Origin of the sequence: Eudoraea sp. (genome assembly GCF_049669105.1) — a bacterium.
Classification (GTDB): domain Bacteria; phylum Bacteroidota; class Bacteroidia; order Flavobacteriales; family Flavobacteriaceae; genus Eudoraea.
The window spans coordinates 22411-45280 of sequence record NZ_JBATKE010000036.1 but is presented as its reverse complement, the minus strand read 5'-3'; the positions used below and the strand labels follow the sequence as shown (position 1 = coordinate 45280).

Genomic DNA, 22870 nt, shown 5'->3' with positions numbered 1-22870 from the left:
TTTTCAGAATATTTTAAGCCACTTCTCGCTCGAAAGCAATAAAGTTTACAATCTTACCCTTTTTGTTGAAAATGGGTTCGCCTTTAACCCAACAGTTGTATGTTGAGCCATCTTTTCTGTAATTAACTACTATTGCTTCAAAAGGCTTCTTGTTTTTAACAGCTTTTCCTATGGTTGCGCTAACTTCACTGCTGGTCTCTTCGCCCTGAAAAATTCTCGGAGTTTTACCCTTAATCTCATTTAGGGTATAACCGTTCATATTAAAAACATTATTCGTGGCATAGACAATTTTTAATTCAGGATCGGTTACAAGGATAACCTCTTCTTTATCTAAGAGTTCCTCATTAAAAGAGTTCCTGTATGACCAGTGGTTACTTCGGGCAAGGTTTTTAAGAAATCTAAGATCATCAAAATCTTTACAGGTTTTATCAAAATAAGATCCTGAAAGATCCCAGGATAAAATGGGCAAAATTCTTGGTCCATTGTTCATATAGAAATTGGACGCCGCCTTATCGTAATTTTTAAATTCTTTCATTGATTCTAATTCCTTAAAACAATAATAAAGTTTTGAATGGGAGAGAAAATATTTTAATCCAAAAATGGACTTAAAAACTTTCTTTCTCATAGCAATTTTAATCAATACTACTAAAAGATATTTGAGTGGTAAAATTTACATGGCTTATTAACAGTTTTGTTTAATAATTGAAGCAGACAGGGCAGTTTTTATTTCTTAACTATAAACAAAAAAAATTATTTTCTATCGGTTAGACCGCTAATTAATAATAAAGAATGTTCTTTAAAAGGGAAATTTTTTACAAGATAAATAATAAGAAGTCAGGTGGTAAATTAGAAATCAAACCTGAGTTGAACTGTTACTACATCTTTCATCTTATCCGTTTCCCTGATGTCCGTATTCAAATTAGCAAGCGAAATACCCAATAAGCGAACTGAGTTTTCCATTTTTTCCTGATATAATAATTCTTTGGCGGTTTCTAATATTAGATCTTTACCCGCTATGAAATAGGGTAAAGTTTTGCTTCGTGTTTGGAGACTAAAATCACTATATTTTATCTTTAAGGTTATTGTTTTACCTGCTATTTCCGATTTCTTTAACCTGTCTTCCAGTTCCTTGGCAATATGATCTAATCGTTCTAACATAAAAATCTCACTACTAAGATTTTCGCTAAAAGTTCGTTCGGCACCTACAGATTTAGGAATTCGTTCCGCCTTAACGGCACTATTATGAATACCTCTTACTACATGGTAATAATGAGCCCCGCTCTTTCCGAAATGTTCTTCCAAAAATTCCAGAGATTTGTTTTTCAAATCTTTACCAGTGAAAATACCCAGTTTATACATTTTATCAGCAGTGACTTTACCAACACCGTAAAACTTTCTTATTTCTAGATCCTCAAGGAATTGAAATACTTCCTCCGGATTCACTGTTTTTTGTCCATTGGGTTTGTTATAGTCGCTGGCAATTTTGGCTACAAATTTGTTAATAGATATTCCTGCCGAAGCGGTTAAGCCTAATTCATTAAATATTCTCTGCCTTATTTCCTGGGCAATTAGGCCGGCGGAAGGGTTTCCCTTTTTATTCATCGTAACATCCAGATAAGCTTCATCCAATGAAAGTGGTTCCACCAAATCGGTATATTCCAGGAAGATTTTACGAATTTGTTGCGATACCTCTTTGTATCTGTAAAATCGTGGTTTTACAAATATAATATGCGGACAATTTTGCCTTGCCATATAACCGCTCATAGCACTTTTCACCCCATATTTTCGAGCCTCGTAGCTTGCTGCAGATACTACCCCTCTTTTTTCACTCCCACCCACTGCAACTGGCTTACCCCTAAGCTCACTATTATCCAATTGCTCAACCGAGGCATAAAATGCATCCATGTCTACATGTATTATTTTTCGCAAAGAGAATTCATTGTGCATATTCAAATTTAAGGTATATTTAGTCTAATTGAAATGGGACAAAAAACAGCAATTATATTAGGGGCTACCGGCTTATGCGGAAGCATTCTATTGCATATGCTTCTAAATGACGAGCGGTATAAGAAAATAAAATTATTTTCGAGGAAAACAGTTGGAATAAAGGATGAAAAGCTGCAGGAGCACTTGATAGACCTGCTAGAATTATCCGATTACGAGAGTGATTTCCTGGCAGATGAAGTTTTTTGCTGTATAGGAACTACCAAGGCTAAAACCCCGGATAAAGACCTTTACAAAAAAATTGACTACGGCATTCCTGTCAGCGCTGCAGAATTGTGTAAAAAAAACAAAATAAGAACATTGATTGTAATTTCTGCATTAGGAGCAAACGCTGAAAGCAATGTTTTTTATAATAAACTAAAGGGGCAAATGGAAAATGCTGTGGTTTCTAAGGAAATTTCAAAAATTCATATTTTACAACCATCACTTATTGGAGGTTATAGGGTGGAGAAAAGGCCTGGGGAATGGCTTGCAAAGAAAGTCTTTCTTATTTTGAATGCTATTTTAGTAGGACCATTTAGGAAATACAGATCTATATATCCTCAAACAATAGCCCGATGTATGGTATGGCTGGCAAATAATTCTTATGAAAGAGTTAAAATTCCTTCTGATGAGATAGTAAAGTTGGGAGAAATTGAAACCTAAGAGTTATCCACATCTAAGGCTTAAGTTTGAACAAATATGATAGAAATAGAAAGAAAGTATCTGGTGAATTCAAAGGATTATAGATCTTTAGCCTTTTCCAAGTCACATATTGTTCAGGGGTTTTTAAATTCACATCCGGATAGAGTAGTGCGAATAAGAATAGCAGATGATAAGGCCTTTTTGACTGTGAAAGGCAGATCAAATTCTGCCGGCACTACCAGATTTGAATGGGAAAAAGAGATACCAACCCCGGAGGCTAAGCTACTTTTAAAGCTATGTGAAAAAGAAATTTTGGAGAAAATCCGCTATTTTGTGAGAACAGGAACCCATATAATTGAAGTAGATGAATTTCTTGGTTCAAACCAGGGGTTGGTGATAGCAGAAATTGAAATTGAAAAAGAAGATGACATTATAGAAGTGCCTTCTTGGGTTGGATTAGAGGTAACAGGGGATATCAAATATTACAACTCTCAGTTAAGCAAAAGCCCTTTTAAAGAATGGAAAGTGTGAAATGAAAATTATTAAACAGGACTCAATCTAAAAAGCACTTTTAAACTGTTCTAGGAATCTTACGTCATTTTCACTGAGTAAGCGGATATCTGAAATTTGATGAAGCAGCAAAGCGATGCGATCTATACCCATTCCAAAAGCAAAACCAGAATAGGTTTTACTATCAATCCCACAATTATCCAATACATTCGGATCTACCATACCGCATCCCATTATTTCCAACCAGCCAGTTCCTTTAGTCATCTTGTAGTCTGTTTCTGTTTCCAGACCCCAATAGACATCTACCTCAGCACTAGGCTCTGTAAATGGAAAATAAGATGGACGAAGCCTGATTTTGGACTTCCCAAAAAGCTCTGTGGTAAAAAACTGCAGTGTTTGCTTTAGATCTGCAAAGGATACTTTCTTATCGATATAGAGTCCTTCTACCTGATGAAAAAAACAATGCGACCTGGCAGAAATTGCCTCATTTCTATATACTCTGCCTGGAGAGATAGTTCGAATTGGTGGCTTGTTGTTTTCCATATACCGCACTTGAACAGAAGACGTATGAGTACGCAAGAGCACGTCTGGATTAGTTTGAATAAAAAAGGTGTCCTGCATATCTCGGGCAGGATGGTGTTCCGGCAAGTTTAAAGCAGTGAAGTTATGCCAGTCATCTTCAATTTCAGGACCCTCGGAAACATTAAAACCTATTCTGGAAAAAATATCTATGATTTGATTTTTTACTATGGAAATAGGGTGGCGTACTCCAAGTTCCATAGGCTCGGAAGGTCTTGTAAGATCATTATATATCCTTTTTTCCTGACTTCCAAGTTCAATGGCTTTTTTAAGGGTATTTACCTTTTCACTAGCCTTACTTTTAAGTTCGTTTATTGTTTGACCAAATTCTTTTTTTTCTTCCGCAGGAATATTTTTGAATTCGGAAAAGAAATGATTCAACAGACCTTTTTTACCGAGGTATTGAATTCGGAAGGCCTCAATTTCCTGAACATTATCTGAAAAGAAATCATTTACATCGGTAAGGTGCTTTTTTAGCTGGTCTATCATCATCATTTTTAATAAATAGCCTTCTAATCATAACAAAAGGCAATAGAAAAGGCAATAGAAAAGGCAAATTTATGATAAAACTACCTATGAATCAAACCTTTTCCTGCATATCCAATTGCTCTATCCATTCAACACATTCATCAAACTTTTTAAAAATGTGTTCCTTAGGAACAAGGTCTGGAATAATATCTATCCGCTCCATCATATATTTTGGCTGGTCCAAAATATTTACAAAAAGAGGCATGATATCATTCTTTCTCAATTCTTGTAGTACATCTTCCATTGCATAAAGTCCCGATTGATCCATATATTGCATCCGGCCAAGTCGCAAGATAACTATCCTTGCTGTTTTGGGAATTTGCTCCGATAACTGCTGAAAATCACTCGTAGTTCCGAAAAAAAGTGGACCCTTAAGATGTTTAATAAAAACATCCTGTTTTAGGTTTTCAGGAAAGTTCTTCTCATCTGCCCAGGATTTTTCCTTAAGTAAAGGTTTAACATCCGACCGTTGAGCGGTAAGATCGCCCATTTTCTTCATAAACATTAAAGAAGCAATGATAAGACCTATACCAACAGCATAAACCAGATTCCAGAATGTGGAAAGTACCAAAACAACCAACATTACCATAACTTCAGAACTAAGCCGTAAGGGCCCCAATTTTATATCTTTTGGCAAGCTTGGAATTGCCCGTAAGCCTTTATAATCCATTACACTTATTCCTACGGTGATAAGAATCCCTGCAAGAACGGCTGCAGGTATTTGTGAAGCAACAGGGCCAATTACCAATAAAATCGTTAACAAAATTATGCCCGCAAGCATTCCGGACAATTTAGTTTTCCCTCCGGAATTTATATTTACTACGGTTCGGATTGTTGCGCCAGCACCTGGCAGACCTCCAAAAATAGCGGCTATACTATTACCAATGCCCTGTCCTACCAGTTCTTTGTTAGGGTTATGTTTGGTTTTAGTCATATTATCAGCAACAACAGAAGTTAAAAGCGAATCAATGGCACCTAATAAGGCTAGTGTAAGAGCCGTAAAAATGTAGGGAGTGATAGCGTTAAGTTTAAATTTGGTAAAAATCTCCAATTTAGGCATCGGAAATCCCTCCGGTATTTTTTCTATGGTCCTATATTCTAAATCAAATCCGTAAGCAATTCCAGACACAACTATCAGGGCCACAAGTGTACTGGGAATGATTGTGGTAATTTTTTTAAATCCGTATATAATAAAAATGGTGCTCACTGCCAGAATAAATTCAAGCCAATTAATATTATTTATTGCTTTGGAAAGTACTTTCATTGATCCTAAAACCCCTGATGCTTCGGATGAAGCAAGCGTCCTTGCTTCATCTAGAATCGCATTTTCGGTAATTTCTCCAGACCGGTTGATAGTTTCTTCAAAATCTTCAAGAACGAGGATCCCCTCTCCCGCTTCCTCACGTAAAATATTCTCAAGAATTAACTCTTCCGCTTCTGGCTTAAACTGATCTACAAATTCTGAATCTTCTTTGGGGTAATAACCAATAGCCGGAAGAATTTGGGTAATGATAATTATTGCTCCAATAGCAGTCATAAAACCCGATACAACAGGATAAGGTATATATCTTATATATCTGCCTATTCCAAGGATTCCCAAACCAATTTGAAAGAGTCCTGCCAGGAGGAAAACAGCTAAAATAGCCGGCAAGGCCTTATCAACGCTGCCATCGTAGATTGCAATAATCCCGGCAATTACAACCATACTTACAGCCGTCATGGGTGCTGTTGGCCCAGAAATCTGAGTACTTGTACCGCCAAAAAGAGCGGCAAAAAAACTTATAAATATAGCACCGTACAATCCTGCGCTAGGTCCCAATCCTGATGAAACTCCAAAAGCCAGCGCCAAGGGGAGCGCTACAATTCCTGCGGTTAATCCGCCAAAAAGATCTCCTTTAAAATTTGAGAACAGGGTTTTCATAATTATGAATATGAACAGGAGAACAAGATAGAATATTTTATGAAGAAAAAGGGCCGGTGTACTAAACCGGCCCTTTTTCTATCTGTAATTATGATTTAATCCAAATGATAAATTTCCATAATATTCTTTAAAATACCTTCGAAATCTATTTTTAGGTCAACTAGTCTACCTGTATGGACATCAAATACCCAACCATGTACTTTTAGATTTCGATCGCGATAGGCTTTCTGTACTGCAGCGGTTTTTATCAGGTTAACACATTGCTCCTGGACATTTAGTTCTACTAAACGATCATATTTTTTGTCCTCATCTTCAATAGCATTGAGTTCCTTTTTATGGATACGATATACATCTCTTATATTTCTTAGCCAGGGATTCAAAATACCCAAATCTGCAGATTGCATTGCTGCTTTCACTCCTCCACATGCATAATGGCCACAGACCACAACATGATTCACTTTGAGGTGCTCCACCGCATAGTTTATAACAGACATTGCATTTAAATCAATGCTGATTACCATATTAGCGATATTTCTGTGAACAAAAACTTCTCCTGGTCCCAGGCCCATTAAATCTTCTGCTGTAACCCGGCTGTCCGAACAACCTATATATAATAATTCCGGGCTTTGACCCTTACCTAATTCTTCAAAATATTCTTTGTCGCCAGTTAGCTTATCGGTAATCCACTTTTTATTGTTTTCAAAAACTTTATCTAGGTTCATTTTTTCTTTGTTTAAAATTTTGTTTAAGTTATTACAATTATGTGAACTTTGGTCTTAACTTAAAAAATTCAATATAACTATCTGGGTTTTCAACAACTCCCCTTTCGGAAATTAGCTTAATATCGATGTTTCTGTTTAAAGCCTTTACAGTAAATTCTTCAAGAATTTCAATAATATCATTATCTAGATATCTGGTCTTGGTAACGTCTAATTCAAGATAGGAATTGCTGGGAAGCGAATCAAGTTCTTTAAGAATTGCTCCTTTATTAAAGAAAGTGACCTCTTCGGCTAAAGTCATTTTTATTTTGTGCTTGCCATTGCTTTTATCTTCAATATGTAGGAAATGGGAGTTTTGATAACTTTTAAGCAGAATGACCGCTATTCCAACGCCTAAACCCAAACCAATACCAATAAGCAAGTCGGTAAAAATGATTCCTAGGACCGTAACTACAAAAGGGGCAAATTGTTTCCAGCCCAGCTGATACATTTTTTTAAAGAGAGCAGGTTTTGCCAATTTATAGCCCACAATGAATAAAATGGCTGCCAGAACTGAGAGAGGTATCATATTCAATAGTCTAGGGATGAGAATTACGGAGATCAATAGAAGGAAACCATGAATGATTGCAGACATTTTTGATCTTCCCCCAGATTGTATATTGGCAGAACTCCTCACTATTACCTGGGTAATAGGTAAACCTCCAATAAGCCCTGAAATAATATTTCCGGTCCCTTGGGCCAAAAGTTCTTTGTTGGTAGGAGTTACTCTTTTTTGCGGGTCCAGTTTGTCTGTAGCTTCAACACATAAAAGAGTTTCAAGGCTTGCAACCAAAGCAATGGTAAAGGCCGTAATCCATATTTCCGGACGAGCTATTACCTGAAAATTAGGAAAACTAAACTGACCCAAAAATGATTCAACCGTATCCGGGATGGGTACGCTAACCAGATGATCCGAAGAGATGTTCCATATGGCATTATCTTTTGAAAAATAATAAAATAGTATCCCTACGGCTACGGCAACCAAAGGCCCTTGAATTAGTTGAAAAATTTTAGCTTTCTTGGTAAGAAAACTATCCCATAGAACCAATATTCCAAGGGCAAGAAAAGCTACCATTGTGGCTCCCGGGCTTATAAAATTCACAATATTAAATATCTCCGAAAAGGTATTTTCTCCATCTATTTGAAAAAACGCAAAATCACCTTCGGGGTCTGCATCGTATCCAAAAAAGTGAGGAATTTGCTTTAGAATTATAATGATTCCAATACCAGTAAGCATTCCTTTAATAACAGAAGATGGAAAATAATAGCCGATAATACCGGCCTTAAGGATACCGAATATGATTTGAATGGCACCACCCAATACGACAGCCACTAAAAAGTTTTCATATCCTCCTAATGCACCAATTGCGGTCAAAACTATGGCCGCAAGTCCGGCTGCAGGTCCGCTCACACCTATCTGGGATCCACTAAGAGCTCCTACGATAATGCCTCCTACAATACCTGCTATTAATCCTGAAAATAAGGGTGCGCCGCTGGCTAGTGCAATTCCTAAACACAATGGAAGTGCAACAAAGAAAACCACAATACTGGCGGGGATGTCGTTTTTCAAATATCTTAACATAACTAAAAATATATAGCCTTTAATAGATTATTAAAGGTTGGTTAGAAATTAATTTGTAAATAGATTTATGCTTGTTTGATTAAAAATTCCGGTGGGGGTAATGGAATTTCAATTGCATGAGAAGAAAAATTTATCTGCAATGTGTGTGAAAAAAGTATTCTTTCATTTTGCAATAAGTGGATTTGTGCCAGCCAATTTTCGAGTAGTATTTTTTCTTCGCTGTCGTCTTTCTTTACCTGTTCTTGTTGTTCCTCTTCATTTAAATTTAAAGAAATAAAAATATTATCCTCGTTATTCACCAATGATATCACAGAGGGTGCAAATACCGCGAAAAGCCAAATGGAAATAAGTAAAGCTAAAACGGTAGGTTTTATCATTTGAAATTGGTTAGAAGACAAATATACTTGGAACTACATCATATATTTGTTAAAAAAAATTAAAAATCTTTTAACAATTTAATTTCATTTGAAGGTACCCAACCTGTTTTCCCATCTTTCAGTTTTATTTTTTTCCAATCATCTAACTGATCCAGAACATATACCTTGGTTCCTTCGTGTAAAATAAATGCTTGTGAACTTCTATTATTAGGTTCAGATTTAACTATTAGCTCTTCGGAAAAAACAATGGCTGGTATGTCTGCTTCAAAATCCTGAAATTGAATTAATGCAAATACTATGCAGAAAACCGCAATAAAGAAGGAAGTAATACTGGCGATAAAAGCTATTCGCTTATGGGTAGAGTATCTTAAGTAATAAAATAAAATATAGGCCAGAACAAATAGGAATACAAAAAAAACGGCCGCATAGGACCATTGATCGAAAGAGAGGAATCCGGTGATGTTTTTGTATAACCTTGATAGACTTGTTTCCGGAAGTGGCTCAAAAGCATCTAAGGTCATGTTTTGAGCATAAGCGAGATTATTCTTTATTTCCTTATCATTGGGTTTGAGCAACAAAGCCTTTTCATAATAGTAAATGCTGGGTGCTATCTGGTTTAATTTGTAGTAACAGTTGCCTATATTATAGTAAACAGCTGCCGAATGCTCGCCGTTCTCTATTATTTTAAAATAGTTCTCAGATGCTTTTTCATATTCACCTTCATTGTAATAGGTTGTTGCCCTGTTAAAAAGAGCTTCATTTTGTGCATTAGCAGTAAATGAAAGCAACATCAATAATAAGATGATTAATTTCTTCATGGCTAAAGCTTTTTGTCTATTGATGAAATTGTTTCACTGGCTTTATTGTAATCCTGCTGCATTTGCACATCAGAAAAAGGGCTATAGCGAGCCATTTCACAATTCTTAAGCAGATCTACAAAAGCGTGAATTGTTGTCTCGTCTATTTGTTTTTTAGATAATAGGGAAGCTATTTTGTCCTTGCTGAACTCCGAGGTTTCTATTTTTAATTTGGCTTTCAGATAATTGTGTAAAGCTTTTTCAAGTGCAATATAAAATGCAACCTTGTTACCTAATGCCTTTTTGGCCTCAGAGAGATATTTCCTTGCAAGTTTGTTAGCTTTCTTAATTTTATTGCCAGCTACATCGCTGGCAATAGCTTCCCGCCTTTTACCAAAAAGCACGGCAATTGGGATAAGCAAAAAGGGTGAAAACAACCAAAAATAAAACCTTGTAGAACCAAAAAAATAATTTTTACCAATAACAGTTAAGTTTGGCTTAAGTTTAATAAAATTGAATTGATCATTTGAGCCAATAACAGCCTGCTTGTTTGTTGAGGTGGGGCCACTTGCCACTGCCCCTGATCCTAATGGCCCTTCCAGCACATTGATCATAATTTCATCTGAAGTTACTGATTTGTAGCTCTCTAATTCCGGATCAAAATAACTGAATGTAATACCAGAGATAGGATATTTACCTCTGAATGAAGGTACTATCGTATAATTATTGCTCACCTTACCCTTCATACCCGATAGAGTGGTTCTCACGTCTTCATTAAATTCGGGTTCATAAACTTCTAAAGCTCCGGGAAGCGAAGGTTCGGGTAATTGAAACAGTTTTAAATTGCCATTCCCTTTTACCGTAATTGTGGCTTGTAAGGACTCTGAGGCATTTAATGTTGTTTTGCTCGTTGAAACAGAAAACTCAAAACTGCCAACTGCACCCCCAAAATCTGCCGGTCTTCCTTCAGATGGTAAGGGTTTTACATTTATCACGCGCTTTCCGGCGGAGACCGTTTTATTTGTTTGAGAATATATTCTGCCACCAAAAAAATCACGCTTGTTGGAAGGCACTTCCAATGTTACATCTAAAGAAAGTGGCTCAATGGTCAATTGACCACTCTTTTGGGGATAGAGCACCACTCTTTTAAGAACTACGAAACGATAAGACTTGCCCTCATAAGTGCCATTTTGAACATCGTATCTTGTAAAAGGCATATCCTGGCTCCAGAAGTTATTGTATTTAGGATTGTCCAACGGCCGAAAATTTGAAACATTAATTGAAGGACTTACGTATAATTTGTAAACAACACTTATAGCCTCATTGAGATAGGGCGAAGTTTTAGAAACTTCTGCCACTAAATGTAAATTATCATCAGCAATATCATCTACAGACATCTGATCATTTGGTTTATCAACCGCCGACGTAACCTCCACATTTTTTGCTAAGGATTTGTATACCTTTCCATCTATGGTAATTGTTGCCTGCTTAATAGTAAAATTACCCTGGGCGGTAGGTGCAAGGGTATAAGAATATGTTTTGGAATAGCTTCTGACACCGTTTATCCATGAAGAACTAATAGATTGAGAAGGCCCCATGAGTACTCTAAAGCCTTGAAAATCTGGAGGGGTGAAATTGTCTCCATCTTTGTTCATGGCAAAATCTACCCGCAAACGCTCGTTTATTCCCAACTTGCTTTTACTGAGCTTTACTTCAAAAGTAACAGCTTCTTTATCTTGTGCCATTACATGGTTATTGGCCAGTAATAGAAAAGATATACAAATGATATAATATTTAAGTTTATTAAATATCACCAGTCTTTCTCATTTTTTGTTTTGACACCTTTTACTTTCTGGGCATCCATTTTTTCCTTAACTTTTTTCTCTTCATTTTGCATTGCCTCAAGTAAATTTTTTATTTGTTGTTGAGACAATTGGTTTGGTCTGGGTTGTTTCTGCTGTTGCTGATCTCCCTGCTCGGGTTGCTTTTTTTCTTCTTTTTTTTCATCCCCATCCCCTTTTTTATTTTCTTCTTTTTCCTGCTCACCATTATCTCCTTCATTGCTCTCTTGGTCGTTTTCTTCGTTTTTGGGATCGCCTTTGTTCTCATCTTTGTTATCTCCCTGGTCCTGTTGATCCTGGTTTTTGTCTTTTTGCTCCTCCTGATCCTGATTCTCCTTATTCTCGTTTTTATCCTGATTCTCCTTATCTTTTTTTAGGAGCTCTTTAGCCAGTGCCAGATTATAGCGGGTTTCTTCATCGGAAGGATCATTACGCAAGGCTTCCTTATAAGCTTCAACTGCTTTGGCGTATTCTTTGTTTTTCATAAATACATTACCCATATTATGAAATGCCTTATGCTTAACAGGTTTTTCGGATGTCAATTCTCCCGCCTCCTTGAATCGGCCAAAAGCCTCAGAAAAACTCTCTTTGTTATAATAGGCATTTCCTAAATTATATGGGGCTGCCGTGTTCTCATTACTTTTAGAAATGGCTCTTCTGTAGTTCACTTCTGCATCAATAAAGTCGTTGTCAGCTAATTCCTTATTTGCTTCAAAGGTTATATCTGTTGAGGCTTTAAGTGCTTTTTCCTTCTCTTTCAAATCGTCTTGCGGAAAAACGACAGTGCTAATTATAAAAGTAAATAAAACAATCTTTTTCATTTTAGTGAATTTCCTTCTCGTTAAACAAATTCATTTTTTTAAGCCATTGGGTTTTTCGGTCTAGTAGGAAAACTTCCAAAAATAGAAACAAAAGACCAATTCCCAGGAACCATTGAAATTGGTCTTTATATTCGGCAAATTGTTTGGCTTCGAATTCTTTTTTGTCCATTTGATTTAATTGCTCCTTAATAAAGTCCACAGCATCTTCTGTATTTGATCCGTTTACGTATTCCCCATTACCTTCGTCTGCGATTTCCTCTAATATATCCTCATTTAGTTTAGTGATAACCACTTCACCCTGTGAATCTTTTTTTAAACTTTCTACAATACCATTTCTTTTAATGGGAATTGGACTTCCTTTTGTTTTTCCAACACCAATGGTAAAAATCCTTATTCCTTCCTCAACAGCCAATTCAACGGCATCTATGGTTGAGCCCTCTGAATGATCCTCGCCATCTGAAACAATAAACAAAACCCTGTTGGTTTGCTCCTCATCATCAAAATAAGTAGAGGCCAACTCAATAGCTTCATTGATAGCAGTCCCTTGTGATGAGAGCATATCTGTATTCATGCTTTGGAGGAACATTTTGGCCGCACCGTAATCTGTGGTTATTGGTAACTGGGGAAAAGCCTGACCAGCGTATGCTATTATACCTATTCGATCACTTGCCAATTGATTTATAATTTCAGAAACCAGGCGTTTGGCTTTCTCTAGTCTGTTTGGAGCAATATCCTCAGCTAACATACTTTTTGAGACATCAATAGCAAATACAATATCAACACCTTCTCGTTTTACTGTTTCTAATTTTGTTCCAATTTTTGGGTTAACCAGACCCAAAACCAAAAATGAAAGCCCTAAAATCAGGAAAATTAATTTTAATACGGATTTAAAATTAGACTTGTTGGGGGATAGTCTTTTTAACAGATCGGGAGTTGCAAATTTCTTCTGGGTTCTTTTTTTCCAGATATGAAGCAATATGTATATTACGACCATTACCGGAATAATGGCTAAAAGATAGAAATATATTTTCTCGTCTAACTGAATCATATTTTAAATAAAACTCCTGAAGAGGGTATTTCTCATCAACCATTCAACAATTAGCAATGCCCCTGCCAATAGAATCCATGGTCTGAATTTCTCCTCATATTTATAATACTTAAATTCTTCTACTTCTGTTTTCTCCAATTTATTTATTTCATCATAAATTGCCTCTAATTTTTCATTATCTGTTGCTCTAAAGTATTGCCCGCCGGTTGCGTCCGCAATAGCTTTAAGTAATTTTTCGTCTATTTCAACCTGTCTCATCCCATACCTGTAGGAACCGTCTTCATTGTAAGCAACTGGTGAGAGCGCATTTCCATTTGTGCCCAAGCCGATGGTATATGTCTTGATGTCAAATTCCACAGCAAGATCAGCGGCCGTTTGGGGCTCAATAAATCCTGAATTGTTAACTCCATCAGTAAGCAAAATAATTACCTTACTTATAGATTTACTTTCTTTCAACCTATTGACGGAAGTTGCTAATCCCATACCTATGGCTGTTCCGTCGTTCAATTGACCATATGTAATTTCTTTAAGCGCGTTTAATACAATAGATTTGTCACTTGTTATTGGTGTTTTAGTATAACTTTCACCTGCATAAACCACTAAACCAATTCTATCATTAGGTCTTTGTCTAATAAAATCTGCTGCCACTTCTTTAAGCGCCGATAGCCGGTTTGGTTTTAAATCCCTTGCCAACATACTTGAAGAAACATCTATGGCCATTACAATATCAATGCCTTTTGTGGTTTTTGTTCGAGTGGAAATATCCTCAGTTTGAGGACGAGCCATTGCAACTATAATTGCTGTCAATGCTAACAAACGGAACACAAATAATAAAGGTTTTAATTTTGGCAAAAGATCATTCGAAGTAAACCCATCAACACTTGAAATTTTCAGAGTTGCAGTTTCCTCTTTGCGCTTGAATATATGCCATATCAAAACCAAAGGGAGCAATAAAAGCAACCAAAAAAGCTGAGGATTTGCAAATTCTATATTGTCTAACATTTATGCCTCTGTTTTTACTTCTAATGAACCTAATATCCTGTTTACAATTTCTTCGGCGTAAGTATCTTTATCTAACCATGATAAGATTAACTGCTGTTGAAAACCATTTCCGCCAAAAAGAATTATTGTGTATTGCCCGCTAACTAAATCTTTTGAGTCTGGGACTACAAATTTTCCACGACCAAAAACTTTAATTCCTTTTACACCGGATACTGTGACGAATTCTTCTTGTTTAGTAATTATATTTTTTGCTCCCTGGTCTTCAAAATTTTTCAATATTTGTTCAACAACCTGATTGAAATCGGGTGCTTCAGGTTTATTTAATGTAGTCGAAGTAGTGCCAATAGTGAGTAAACCTTTTTCACTCCTGAACATAAAAGCCTGCAGCTCTTTGATATTTGCCTTTGCATCCGGGGGGAGCTTAACGTCTTGTCGTACTAATACTTCTGGAGTTTCAACAATAATTGGTGGATATCCGTACGAACTGGAAACCCATTCTCCTTCTAAAAGTGATTTTGTAGGATGTCCCGTAATGGTATCCCAAACATAAGAAGGACCCAAATAGGTTATAAGTCCGCCAAGGGAGACTAGTAATACAATTGCCGCAGCAGACACAATTGATATTATTTTCTTTTTCCGTTTTTTCTGAGCAATAATTTCCTGATACTCTTCCTGTTCCAATAAATCTTCTTCGGTAGGTTCGGGCAGGGCTTCTTTTGTTTTAACAAGGATCTCTTCAATTGATTTTCTATCCTGCTCAGCCACTGCTGTAGGGGGTTTGGACCTTGCAAATTTTACAAGATCTGCTGTTTGAAGTATTTTTTCAAATTGTTTGATTGTATTATCCTGAAGCTTTAATTCACCTGCATCCTGCAGTAATTCTAATTTTTGAATCAATTCACCTGTGGTACTTTCCAGAGCTGAAATATGCACCTCTTCTTCAAGATAGGATCGTACTATTGCGGTTAATTCTGAATAATACACTTTGTACTTATCCTGAATTAAATATTTAGAATTTTCTAATCGTTTCAATTCCAAAAGTGCCCTCTCATAAGGAGGGAGCAATGCTACCTTTTCCTCTTCTGTCAATGGTTTTTTCCGAAGTATGAACCAATAAATAAGGCCGCCCGCAATTCCGGCAATAAGTAAAACAATCAGGAGGATTTTCCAAAATTCACTATTGCTTTTTTGTACGCTTATTAAAGGTTTTATATCATACATTTTTTGGTTGACCGTATCAACCGGTATCGTGGCAACATCAACTTTTAGGGAGTCTGTAAAAAATCCGGCCCCGTTAATTTCAATGCGCTGAGCTGGCAGCATGTATGATCCGGAATCAAATTGTGTTAGCGCGTATATTTTCTGGAGAGTAATCCTATCTTTTTTTCGGGTTGTATCTGTTTTAAAAGCTTCAACAGTTTCCAAGGGTGAAAAGGTTTGCCCTTCAGGGAAGAATACCCGGGCAGTTGAATCTACTTCAACAGTAACCGTAAAATGAATTTGTTCACCAATTTTAATGTTCGTCGTGTCTACTTTTGAGCTTATTACGGGTTGTAATTGAGCAATAATAGGACTCCCAAAAAATAAAAGATATAACAGGAACACCGGTCCAGACCAGGAACTGATAATACGTCTTAAATTCATTGAAATCATATCCATTTATCCTCTTCGCTTAAAATAACCCAATAACTTTTTAACATAACTCTCATCTACTCGACAATCCAAAACACCACATCCCGATTTATTGAAAGTATCTTTAAAATAGTCTACCCGATTTCTGTAGTATTCCCCGTAAGTTTTCCGAACGTTTTTAGATTGTGTATTTACAAGTTTCACTGAACCGGTTTCCGAATCCAGCATTTGTACTACTCCTAAATTTGGAATATGTTCTTCTTTTTCGTCGTAAATACGAATACCGGTAACATCGTGTTTTTTACCTGTAATTCTGAGCGTTTGTTTATAATCTGCAGCCATAAAATCTGAAAGCACAAATACAATTGCTTTTTTCTTCATGACGTTAGTTAAATATTTTAGAGCTTCCCCGATATTCGTCTTATTGCTTTTCGGTGAAAATTCCAGCAATTCTCGTATTATTCTCAAGACATGGCTTTTACCTTTTTTAGGAGGTATAAAGAGTTCAATTTCATCAGTAAAAAGGAGTAGACCAATTTTGTCGTTGTTTTGGAGAGCGGAAAATGCAAGTGTGGCCGATATTTCTGTAATTATATCTTTTTTAAAACTATTCGTTGTACCAAAAAGTTCAGAGCCACTGACATCTACCATAAGCATCATGGTTAGCTCCCTTTCCTCCTCAAAAACTTTTACAAAAGGTTCGTTATATCTGGCTGTGACATTCCAATCAATGCTTCTTACATCATCGCCAAACTGATATTGGCGGACCTCGCTAAAAGTCATTCCACGACCTTTAAAAGTAGAATGGTATTCCCCTCCAAATATGTGATCTGAAAGACGACGGGTCTTAATTTCAATCTTACGAACTTTTTTTAATAACTCCTTGGTATCCATTCGGGTTCAAGCTTTTTAGTTTATAAGCAAATGCCCATTACGGCATTGAACTACATAGGTTGAACTATTATGGCACTTCAATTTCGTTAACAATCCGGTTGATTATTTCTTCTGAAGTAATATTTTCGGCCTCTGCTTCATAGGTAATTCCAATTCGATGCCTAAGTACATCATGCACAACTGCACGCACATCTTCGGGTACCACATACCCACGTCTTTTTATGAAAGCATAACATTTAGCGGCATTTGCCAGATTAATACTCCCACGTGGTGATGCTCCAAAACTTATGAGTGGCTTAAGATCTGCCAAATCATATTTTTCCGGATATCTTGTGGCAAATACTATATCGAGGATATATTTTTCAATTTTTTCATCCATGTAGACTTCCCGAACTGCCTGTTGAGCGCTGAGAATTTGTTTAAGTGATATAACAGGTTTAACTTCCTGAAGTATGCCCTGAAGATTTTGTCTTATAATAAGTTGTTCTTCATTCATCTTTGGATAATCAATAACCGTTTTTAACATAAAACGATCCACCTGCGCCTCAGGGAGCGGATATGTTCCTTCCTGTTCCACCGGGTTTTGAGTAGCCATAACCAGGAACGGTTTATCAAGTATAAAAGTTTCATCACCTATGGTAACTTGTTTTTCCTGCATGGCTTCCAGCAGCGCTGACTGCACTTTGGCAGGAGCACGGTTAATTTCATCAGCTAACACAAAATTGGCGAATATTGGACCTCTTTTAATGGAGAAATCATTTTCTTTCATATTGTATATCATTGTTCCCACGACATCTGCCGGCAGAAGATCCGGAGTAAACTGAATTCTGCTAAAACTACCTTTAACCGCCTTTGACAGAGTGGTTATAGCAAGTGTTTTTGCAAGTCCGGGGACTCCTTCCAGCAAAATATGACCCTGTCCCAAAAGTCCGATCAACAATCGTTCTATCATATGCTTTTGACCTACAATAGCTTTATTCATTTCCAGAATAAGCAGGTCTATAAAAGCACTTTCCTGTGCAATCTTCTCATTAACAGCACTAATATCTATAGTAGTATTTTCCTCCATTAATATTTTTATTTTTTGGTTTTTAATCTGCTGGTCTTACAGTAGGGCGCAAATTGAAAATTTATTTATATAAGTGCTGTTAATGATTGGTTAAAAAATGTCTAGAACCCCAAGTTTTATGAAGTATTTAAGGGATTTATTTTATATTTTCACATACTTATGAAAAACAAGATATCTTATTCAAAAATTATTGCTGGAACCATGACATGGGGAAGTTGGGGAAAGAATCTTACAAAAAAGGAAATGACTGACCTTTTTGGCTACTGTTTCGAAAATGGAATAACAACTTTCGACCATGCAGATATTTACGGAGGTTATGAAAATGAAGAAGCGTTTGGAAACGCTTTTTTTCAAAGTTCAATCCCCAGGGAGCAGGTACAACTTATTACTAAATGTGGAATACAATATGTGTGCAAGGCCAGAGATAATAATGTAAAACATTATGATTATTCAAAAGATTACATTGTATGGTCTGCAGAGCGTTCTCTGTCCAAACTTAAAACAGACTATTTAGACCTTTTTTTACTTCACAGACCCAGCCCGTTAATGCAACCCGATGAAATTGCAGAAGCCATTCTTTATCTGCAAAAAGAAGGTAAAATACGAGAGTTTGGAGTGTCCAATTTTTCACCTTCACAGATTAATCTATTAGAGTCGGCATTACCAGTAACCGCTAACCAGGTTGAATTTTCCTTAACATCGGAAAAGTTAATGTATGACGGTACTTTTGATGATTGTATTATTCATAATCGGACTGCCATGGCGTGGAGTCCCTTGGGTAGCTATTTTAGGGAAGATAACAAAAGAAGGAAGCGAATAAAAAAGGAGCTAAAACGCCTTAAAAAGAAATATAAAGCAGATAGTAGTCAAATTCTTCTGGCATGGATCTTAAAACACCCTTGCCATGTTCACCCAGTTGTTGGCACCACCAACAAAGAACGATTAATGGCTTCTGTAAGAGCCACTGAAATTGATCTGGAGTTGGAAGATTGGTTTTTGTTATTAGTTGCATCTCAGGGACATAAGGTTCCCTAATCAGTAATCATTCCAAATAAAATTAATGAAAAAAACAGCATTTATTACGGGCGCAACCAGTGGCATAGGAAAGGCTACGGCGCTACTTTTCGCATCAAAAGATATCCGATTGGTAATTTGTGGGCGAAGAAAAGAACTTTTAATAAAATTGCAGAAGCAATTAGAACCACTTACTGATGTCTTTATCTTGAATTTTGATGTCAGGGACAAAAATGCCGTTTCAAATGCCATTAACTCATTGCCCGAGAAATTTTCTCATATAGATATTTTGATAAATAATGCGGGTAACGCTCATGGAATGGATCCTATAGAAAAAGGCAGCCTTGAAGATTGGGATGCGATGTTGGATATTAATGTTAAAGGACTTTTATATGTATCCAGGGCAATTTTACCACAAATGGTGGAGCGCCGTTCCGGACATATAATAAATATAGGTTCAACCGCCGGCAAAGAGGTTTATCCCAAAGGGAATGTTTATTGTGCAAGCAAACATGCGGTTGATGCTATTAATCAGGGAATGCGAATAGATTTAAACACTTATGGAATACGCGTTGGTGCTGTTAACCCGGGCTTGGTAGAGACAGAGTTTAGCAATGTCAGGTTTAAAGGGGATGTTGAACGAGCCGATAGTGTTTACCAGGGTTTTCAACCGTTAAAGCCTGAAGATATAGCAGATATAATTTACTTTGTAATATCACGCCCTCCCCATGTAAATATTGCAGATCTTGTAGTAATGCCCACTGCACAGGCAAGTAGTACTATAGTGAAGAAAACAATATGATTAATAAGCGCCTACTGGTAAAAAACCTTTTAGCTCATAATGACGAGAATAGTTTTTATGATAAAAAAAGGTTTATCAATATAGGTAAGCGAGAAGGTAAAGCTAAATTCCTAAAGCATGTTTGTGCACTGGCAAATAGCAATCCAAATAATAATTCATTTATTGTAGTTGGAGTTGAGGATGAAGACAATAAAATTGTTGGGGTAGATTTCTTTGATGACAGTAAAATTCAAAACCTGGTAAATGCCTATCTTGACAACCCTCCTTTGATCTCATATGAAAATATTCCGTTTCCGCACTTACCTGAAGGCAAGGTTGTAGGGTTGGTTACTATAAGCTCTACTGGCAAAGTTTGTGCATTGCGGCGCAATATATGGAAGTATTACGGAGGCGCAGTTTTTTTCAGAGATGGGAGTATAAGCATGCCAAAGGCTTTTGATATTGAATTAAAAGATATCAACTCAGAAACCGTTGCTACTATAGAACAACATGCCCGAAATAATATAGAACTTACCCTTGATGGCGTAATAGATTTTATAAATAACAGACATAGGGATCTGATTAGCAGCTATAAAGTTTTTAAAGAACAATTTGTACTCTGCTGGGCGGGGAATCAAAAAAAAGTTAAAAATGAAGTTTTTTATTCAAGAGTTGATATAGAACTTATTAATGAACAGGTTAAACTTTTCTTTTCTGCACTGGATGAAATCTCAATAAGCTATAATGATGAATCTTTTACTATCATGGAGTATGTGAAGTTGGGCTTGGGGAATCAACAAAAATACTATCCCTTGGAAAAAGTGGATATATATTTCTCAGATAACGGAACCTATCAAATTCAAAGTGATTTAATTTTTGAACCACCACAATATGACAAAAAGACCTTATATCATATTTTTAATTCAAACAAGGCTCTACTTCAAAAAATTGAAAAGGACGTATTACTTAAACGTTCAGAAGAATTAGATTTGAAACTATTACCGGCAACGTATCTTATTTGCTATTTTAATGGTTTTGAAGAGGCAAAAGATTTAATGGAAACTGCTCGTCCACTATTAAAGAAATACGATGTAAACATTTATGAATCCTTAAAGGAGTCTTTTCGAATTTTAAGAAAAGTAAAATATAGCTAAGACTTACTGAGCCAAAGAATTTGAAAGGGATTTATTTCTAATAAGCCACTTTTTAAAGTGATACTTTCACCTAATACCAAGTCTTTCAATTTACCTTTTGTTGCATAACCCTTGGAGGCAACAACGGCGGCATCAATCACATGAATACTTTCATCAAAATTGCAAATTACAAGCACATCTTTATCAGAATTACTTGTTCTTTCAAACATAAAAATATGTGGGTTTGAGGTTTGATGTAGCACTAAATTGTTCTTGTCAGCAAATACCGGAGTATTTCTTCTAATCCTAATTAGTTTTTTAAGGGAGTGGAATATTTGTGTTTGAGGGGTATCAATTTTATCTAATTCAGACACAATTTTCCAATCTTGTTTAGGTCTGTTAGCCCATCTGCTATCTTCTATTAAAGCTTTATTTTTAAGATACGAATAATCGTTTAATGTCCCTATTTCATCACCGGCATAGATCATAGGAATTCCTCCATAGGATAAAATAATGGCATGTAGCATTAGAATTTTATTTACTGCTAATTTTATCAATTTCTGATTGGTCTGCTCTAATCCTTTTTCCAATCCTAGTAAAGAGGCGGCACTACCGGTAATCCTCCCATCACCATTTTTTGGATTATACATAAAAATTTCTCCCATGGCGGGCGACCAATCCAGTTTTTGACAATAGTAATCCAATAAAAACTTTCTATGTGAAGACGCGTCCCAGCCTACTTCGTATATATAGCGGTCATCAAAACTAAGTCCAATGTCGTCGTGACATCTGATATAATTTATCCAGGTCCCCTCTATGGGTTTCCTTGGCAAATTCATCAGGTTTTTGTACAAAAGATGAGTTTTTTTTGTAGCTACTGAATTCCATAGTAGCGCCATCAACGTGGCATTGTAAGCAATTTCACATTCATTACCTTTTTTAATGCCTTCACCAAAATACTTGATAATTTCCTGAGGAGAAACTATAGCTTCAGCTAACAGAACAACCCCCGGTGCAACGACCTGTAAACACATGCGAAAGAGAGTAATTAGACTATGTGCTTCTGGAAGATTTTGAGAATTTGTACCCAATTTTTTCCATAGGAACGCCAGGGCGTCAAAGCGAATAACATCTACCCCTAAGTTGGCCAATTCCACCAGATTAGTAAGCATATCCATAAATACCATTGGGTTTGTATAATTGAGATCCCATTGATAGTCATTAAATACAGTCATAACCCACCTATTCATCTTTGTATTAAAAGTAAAGTTTCCCGGGGAAGTTTGAGGAAACACTTCCGGCAAGGAATGTTCAAATTCATCGGGCAAATTCCTGTCTGGGTAGGTATAATAATAGTCCTGGTATTTTTTATCTCCGGCCATTGCTTTTTTTGCCCAGGGAAACTCATCTGAAGTATGGTTTACCACAAAATCCATCATCAGATACATATTTTTGGAACGCAATTTTTTGGTTAGATTCAACAAGTCTGTTTTAGAACCATACTTTTTGTCTACTTGGGTATAACTATTGACGGCATATCCTCCATCATTTTCTCCTTTGGGCCTTGTAGTGACAGGCATGATATGTAAAAGATTGACACCTAATTTTTCAAAATATGGAATTTTAGTTTCAAGACCTTTCAGATCCTTATTGAAGTGATCGACATACAATTGCATACCAACCATTTTTTCTGACTGATACCAATTAGCATTTTTAAGCCTTTTCAAGTCTTGAATTTGAAGGTTTACAGGTCTTTTCTTAAAAAGTTCTGGTAAAAGATCCATTAAAGGAAATGAATTTGGTAAGATTGCCTCAGGGTATAGCGATAAGAATAGGTTTTGTATAATAGAAAGGTTAGTGGATAACCTTAAATCAAATAATTCTTTTAGATTGGTTTTCTCCGGGTTATCGAGCTCATTTGAAGCCAACAACCTGTGTAATGAGGTTTGGTTCAT

At 36.3% G+C, this 22870-nt stretch carries 21 protein-coding genes; 5 read left to right on the top strand and 16 right to left on the bottom strand.

Annotation, left to right across the window (positions count from 1 at the left end):
• Positions 1-13 precede the first annotated feature (13 nt).
• Positions 14-535, bottom strand: a complete 522-nt coding sequence (locus WBM60_RS02615; RefSeq protein WP_424276928.1) for a PAS domain-containing protein — start codon at positions 533-535, stop codon at positions 14-16.
• A gap of 311 nt (positions 536-846) precedes the next feature.
• Complete coding sequence (dinB, locus tag WBM60_RS02610; RefSeq protein WP_424282737.1) at positions 847-1947, bottom strand: DNA polymerase IV; 1101 nt, start codon at positions 1945-1947, stop codon at positions 847-849.
• Between the two features lie 33 nt (positions 1948-1980).
• Between dinB and WBM60_RS02605 the strand changes: the two genes are divergently transcribed.
• Both WBM60_RS02605 and WBM60_RS02600 read left to right on the top strand, forming a co-directional pair.
• Positions 1981-2649, top strand: coding sequence for an NAD-dependent epimerase/dehydratase family protein (locus WBM60_RS02605; RefSeq protein ID WP_424260108.1), 669 nt, complete (start codon positions 1981-1983; stop codon positions 2647-2649).
• Between the two features lie 36 nt (positions 2650-2685).
• Positions 2686-3159 carry a CYTH domain-containing protein gene (locus WBM60_RS02600; protein ID WP_424260106.1) on the top strand — a complete coding sequence of 158 codons (474 nt, stop codon included), beginning with the start codon at positions 2686-2688 and terminating at the stop codon, positions 3157-3159.
• A gap of 27 nt (positions 3160-3186) precedes the next feature.
• On the opposite strand, the gene pheS is transcribed toward WBM60_RS02600, so the two are convergent.
• The 13 genes from pheS to WBM60_RS02535 all read right to left on the bottom strand — a co-directional run bounded on the left by pheS (position 3187) and on the right by WBM60_RS02535 (position 17987).
• Positions 3187-4206: a phenylalanine--tRNA ligase subunit alpha gene (pheS, locus tag WBM60_RS02595; RefSeq protein ID WP_424260114.1), complete on the bottom strand. Its 1020-nt coding sequence runs from the start codon at positions 4204-4206 to the stop codon at positions 3187-3189.
• 91 nt (positions 4207-4297) lie between these two features.
• The gene (locus WBM60_RS02590) at positions 4298-6166 is read right to left on the bottom strand and encodes a SulP family inorganic anion transporter (protein WP_424276927.1); all 1869 of its coding nucleotides are present in this window, start codon (positions 6164-6166) and stop codon (positions 4298-4300) included.
• A 95-nt stretch (positions 6167-6261) separates the two neighbouring features.
• The gene (locus tag WBM60_RS02585; protein ID WP_424282736.1) at positions 6262-6888 is read right to left on the bottom strand and encodes a carbonic anhydrase; all 627 of its coding nucleotides are present in this window, start codon (positions 6886-6888) and stop codon (positions 6262-6264) included.
• Between the two features lie 37 nt (positions 6889-6925).
• Positions 6926-8506, bottom strand: coding sequence for a SulP family inorganic anion transporter (locus tag WBM60_RS02580; RefSeq protein WP_424260100.1), 1581 nt, complete (start codon positions 8504-8506; stop codon positions 6926-6928).
• Between the two features lie 65 nt (positions 8507-8571).
• Positions 8572-8883, bottom strand: coding sequence for a hypothetical protein (locus WBM60_RS02575; RefSeq protein WP_424260098.1), 312 nt, complete (start codon positions 8881-8883; stop codon positions 8572-8574).
• 59 nt (positions 8884-8942) lie between these two features.
• On the bottom strand, positions 8943-9701 hold the full coding sequence (locus WBM60_RS02570) for a tetratricopeptide repeat protein (protein WP_424260096.1): 759 nt from the start codon (positions 9699-9701) through the stop codon (positions 8943-8945).
• Positions 9702-9703: 2 nt separating this feature from the next.
• Complete coding sequence (locus tag WBM60_RS02565) at positions 9704-11425, bottom strand: BatD family protein (protein ID WP_424260094.1); 1722 nt, start codon at positions 11423-11425, stop codon at positions 9704-9706.
• Between the two features lie 65 nt (positions 11426-11490).
• On the bottom strand, positions 11491-12342 hold the full coding sequence (locus WBM60_RS02560) for a tetratricopeptide repeat protein (protein WP_424278154.1): 852 nt from the start codon (positions 12340-12342) through the stop codon (positions 11491-11493).
• Position 12343: 1 nt separating this feature from the next.
• A complete protein-coding gene (locus tag WBM60_RS02555) occupies positions 12344-13390 on the bottom strand; it encodes a VWA domain-containing protein (RefSeq protein WP_424259282.1) in 1047 nt (348 codons plus the stop codon).
• A 3-nt stretch (positions 13391-13393) separates the two neighbouring features.
• Entirely contained in the window at positions 13394-14392 is a 999-nt protein-coding gene (locus WBM60_RS02550; protein ID WP_424259283.1) for a vWA domain-containing protein, read from the bottom strand.
• The gene (locus tag WBM60_RS02545; RefSeq protein WP_424282735.1) at positions 14393-16051 is read right to left on the bottom strand and encodes a hypothetical protein; all 1659 of its coding nucleotides are present in this window, start codon (positions 16049-16051) and stop codon (positions 14393-14395) included.
• Positions 16052-16918 (bottom strand): DUF58 domain-containing protein, encoded by an 867-nt coding sequence (locus WBM60_RS02540; RefSeq protein WP_424282734.1) that lies wholly within the window; start codon positions 16916-16918, stop codon positions 16052-16054.
• 67 nt (positions 16919-16985) lie between these two features.
• Positions 16986-17987: an AAA family ATPase gene (locus tag WBM60_RS02535; protein WP_299158772.1), complete on the bottom strand. Its 1002-nt coding sequence runs from the start codon at positions 17985-17987 to the stop codon at positions 16986-16988.
• A 159-nt stretch (positions 17988-18146) separates the two neighbouring features.
• Between WBM60_RS02535 and WBM60_RS02530 the strand changes: the two genes are divergently transcribed.
• Genes WBM60_RS02530 through WBM60_RS02520 form a run of 3 tightly spaced genes read left to right on the top strand, consistent with a single transcriptional unit; the run spans position 18147 to position 20936 of the window.
• On the top strand, positions 18147-19022 hold the full coding sequence (locus WBM60_RS02530; protein ID WP_424259286.1) for an aldo/keto reductase: 876 nt from the start codon (positions 18147-18149) through the stop codon (positions 19020-19022).
• A 25-nt stretch (positions 19023-19047) separates the two neighbouring features.
• Complete coding sequence (locus tag WBM60_RS02525) at positions 19048-19803, top strand: SDR family NAD(P)-dependent oxidoreductase (protein WP_424259287.1); 756 nt, start codon at positions 19048-19050, stop codon at positions 19801-19803.
• On the top strand, positions 19800-20936 hold the full coding sequence (locus WBM60_RS02520; protein ID WP_424259288.1) for an ATP-binding protein: 1137 nt from the start codon (positions 19800-19802) through the stop codon (positions 20934-20936). The genes WBM60_RS02525 and WBM60_RS02520 overlap by 4 nt, the downstream gene beginning before the upstream one ends.
• On the opposite strand, the gene WBM60_RS02515 is transcribed toward WBM60_RS02520, so the two are convergent.
• The gene (locus WBM60_RS02515) at positions 20933-22870 is read right to left on the bottom strand and encodes an alpha-amylase family protein (RefSeq protein WP_424259289.1); all 1938 of its coding nucleotides are present in this window, start codon (positions 22868-22870) and stop codon (positions 20933-20935) included. The two genes, WBM60_RS02520 and WBM60_RS02515, sit on opposite strands and share 4 nt — an antisense overlap.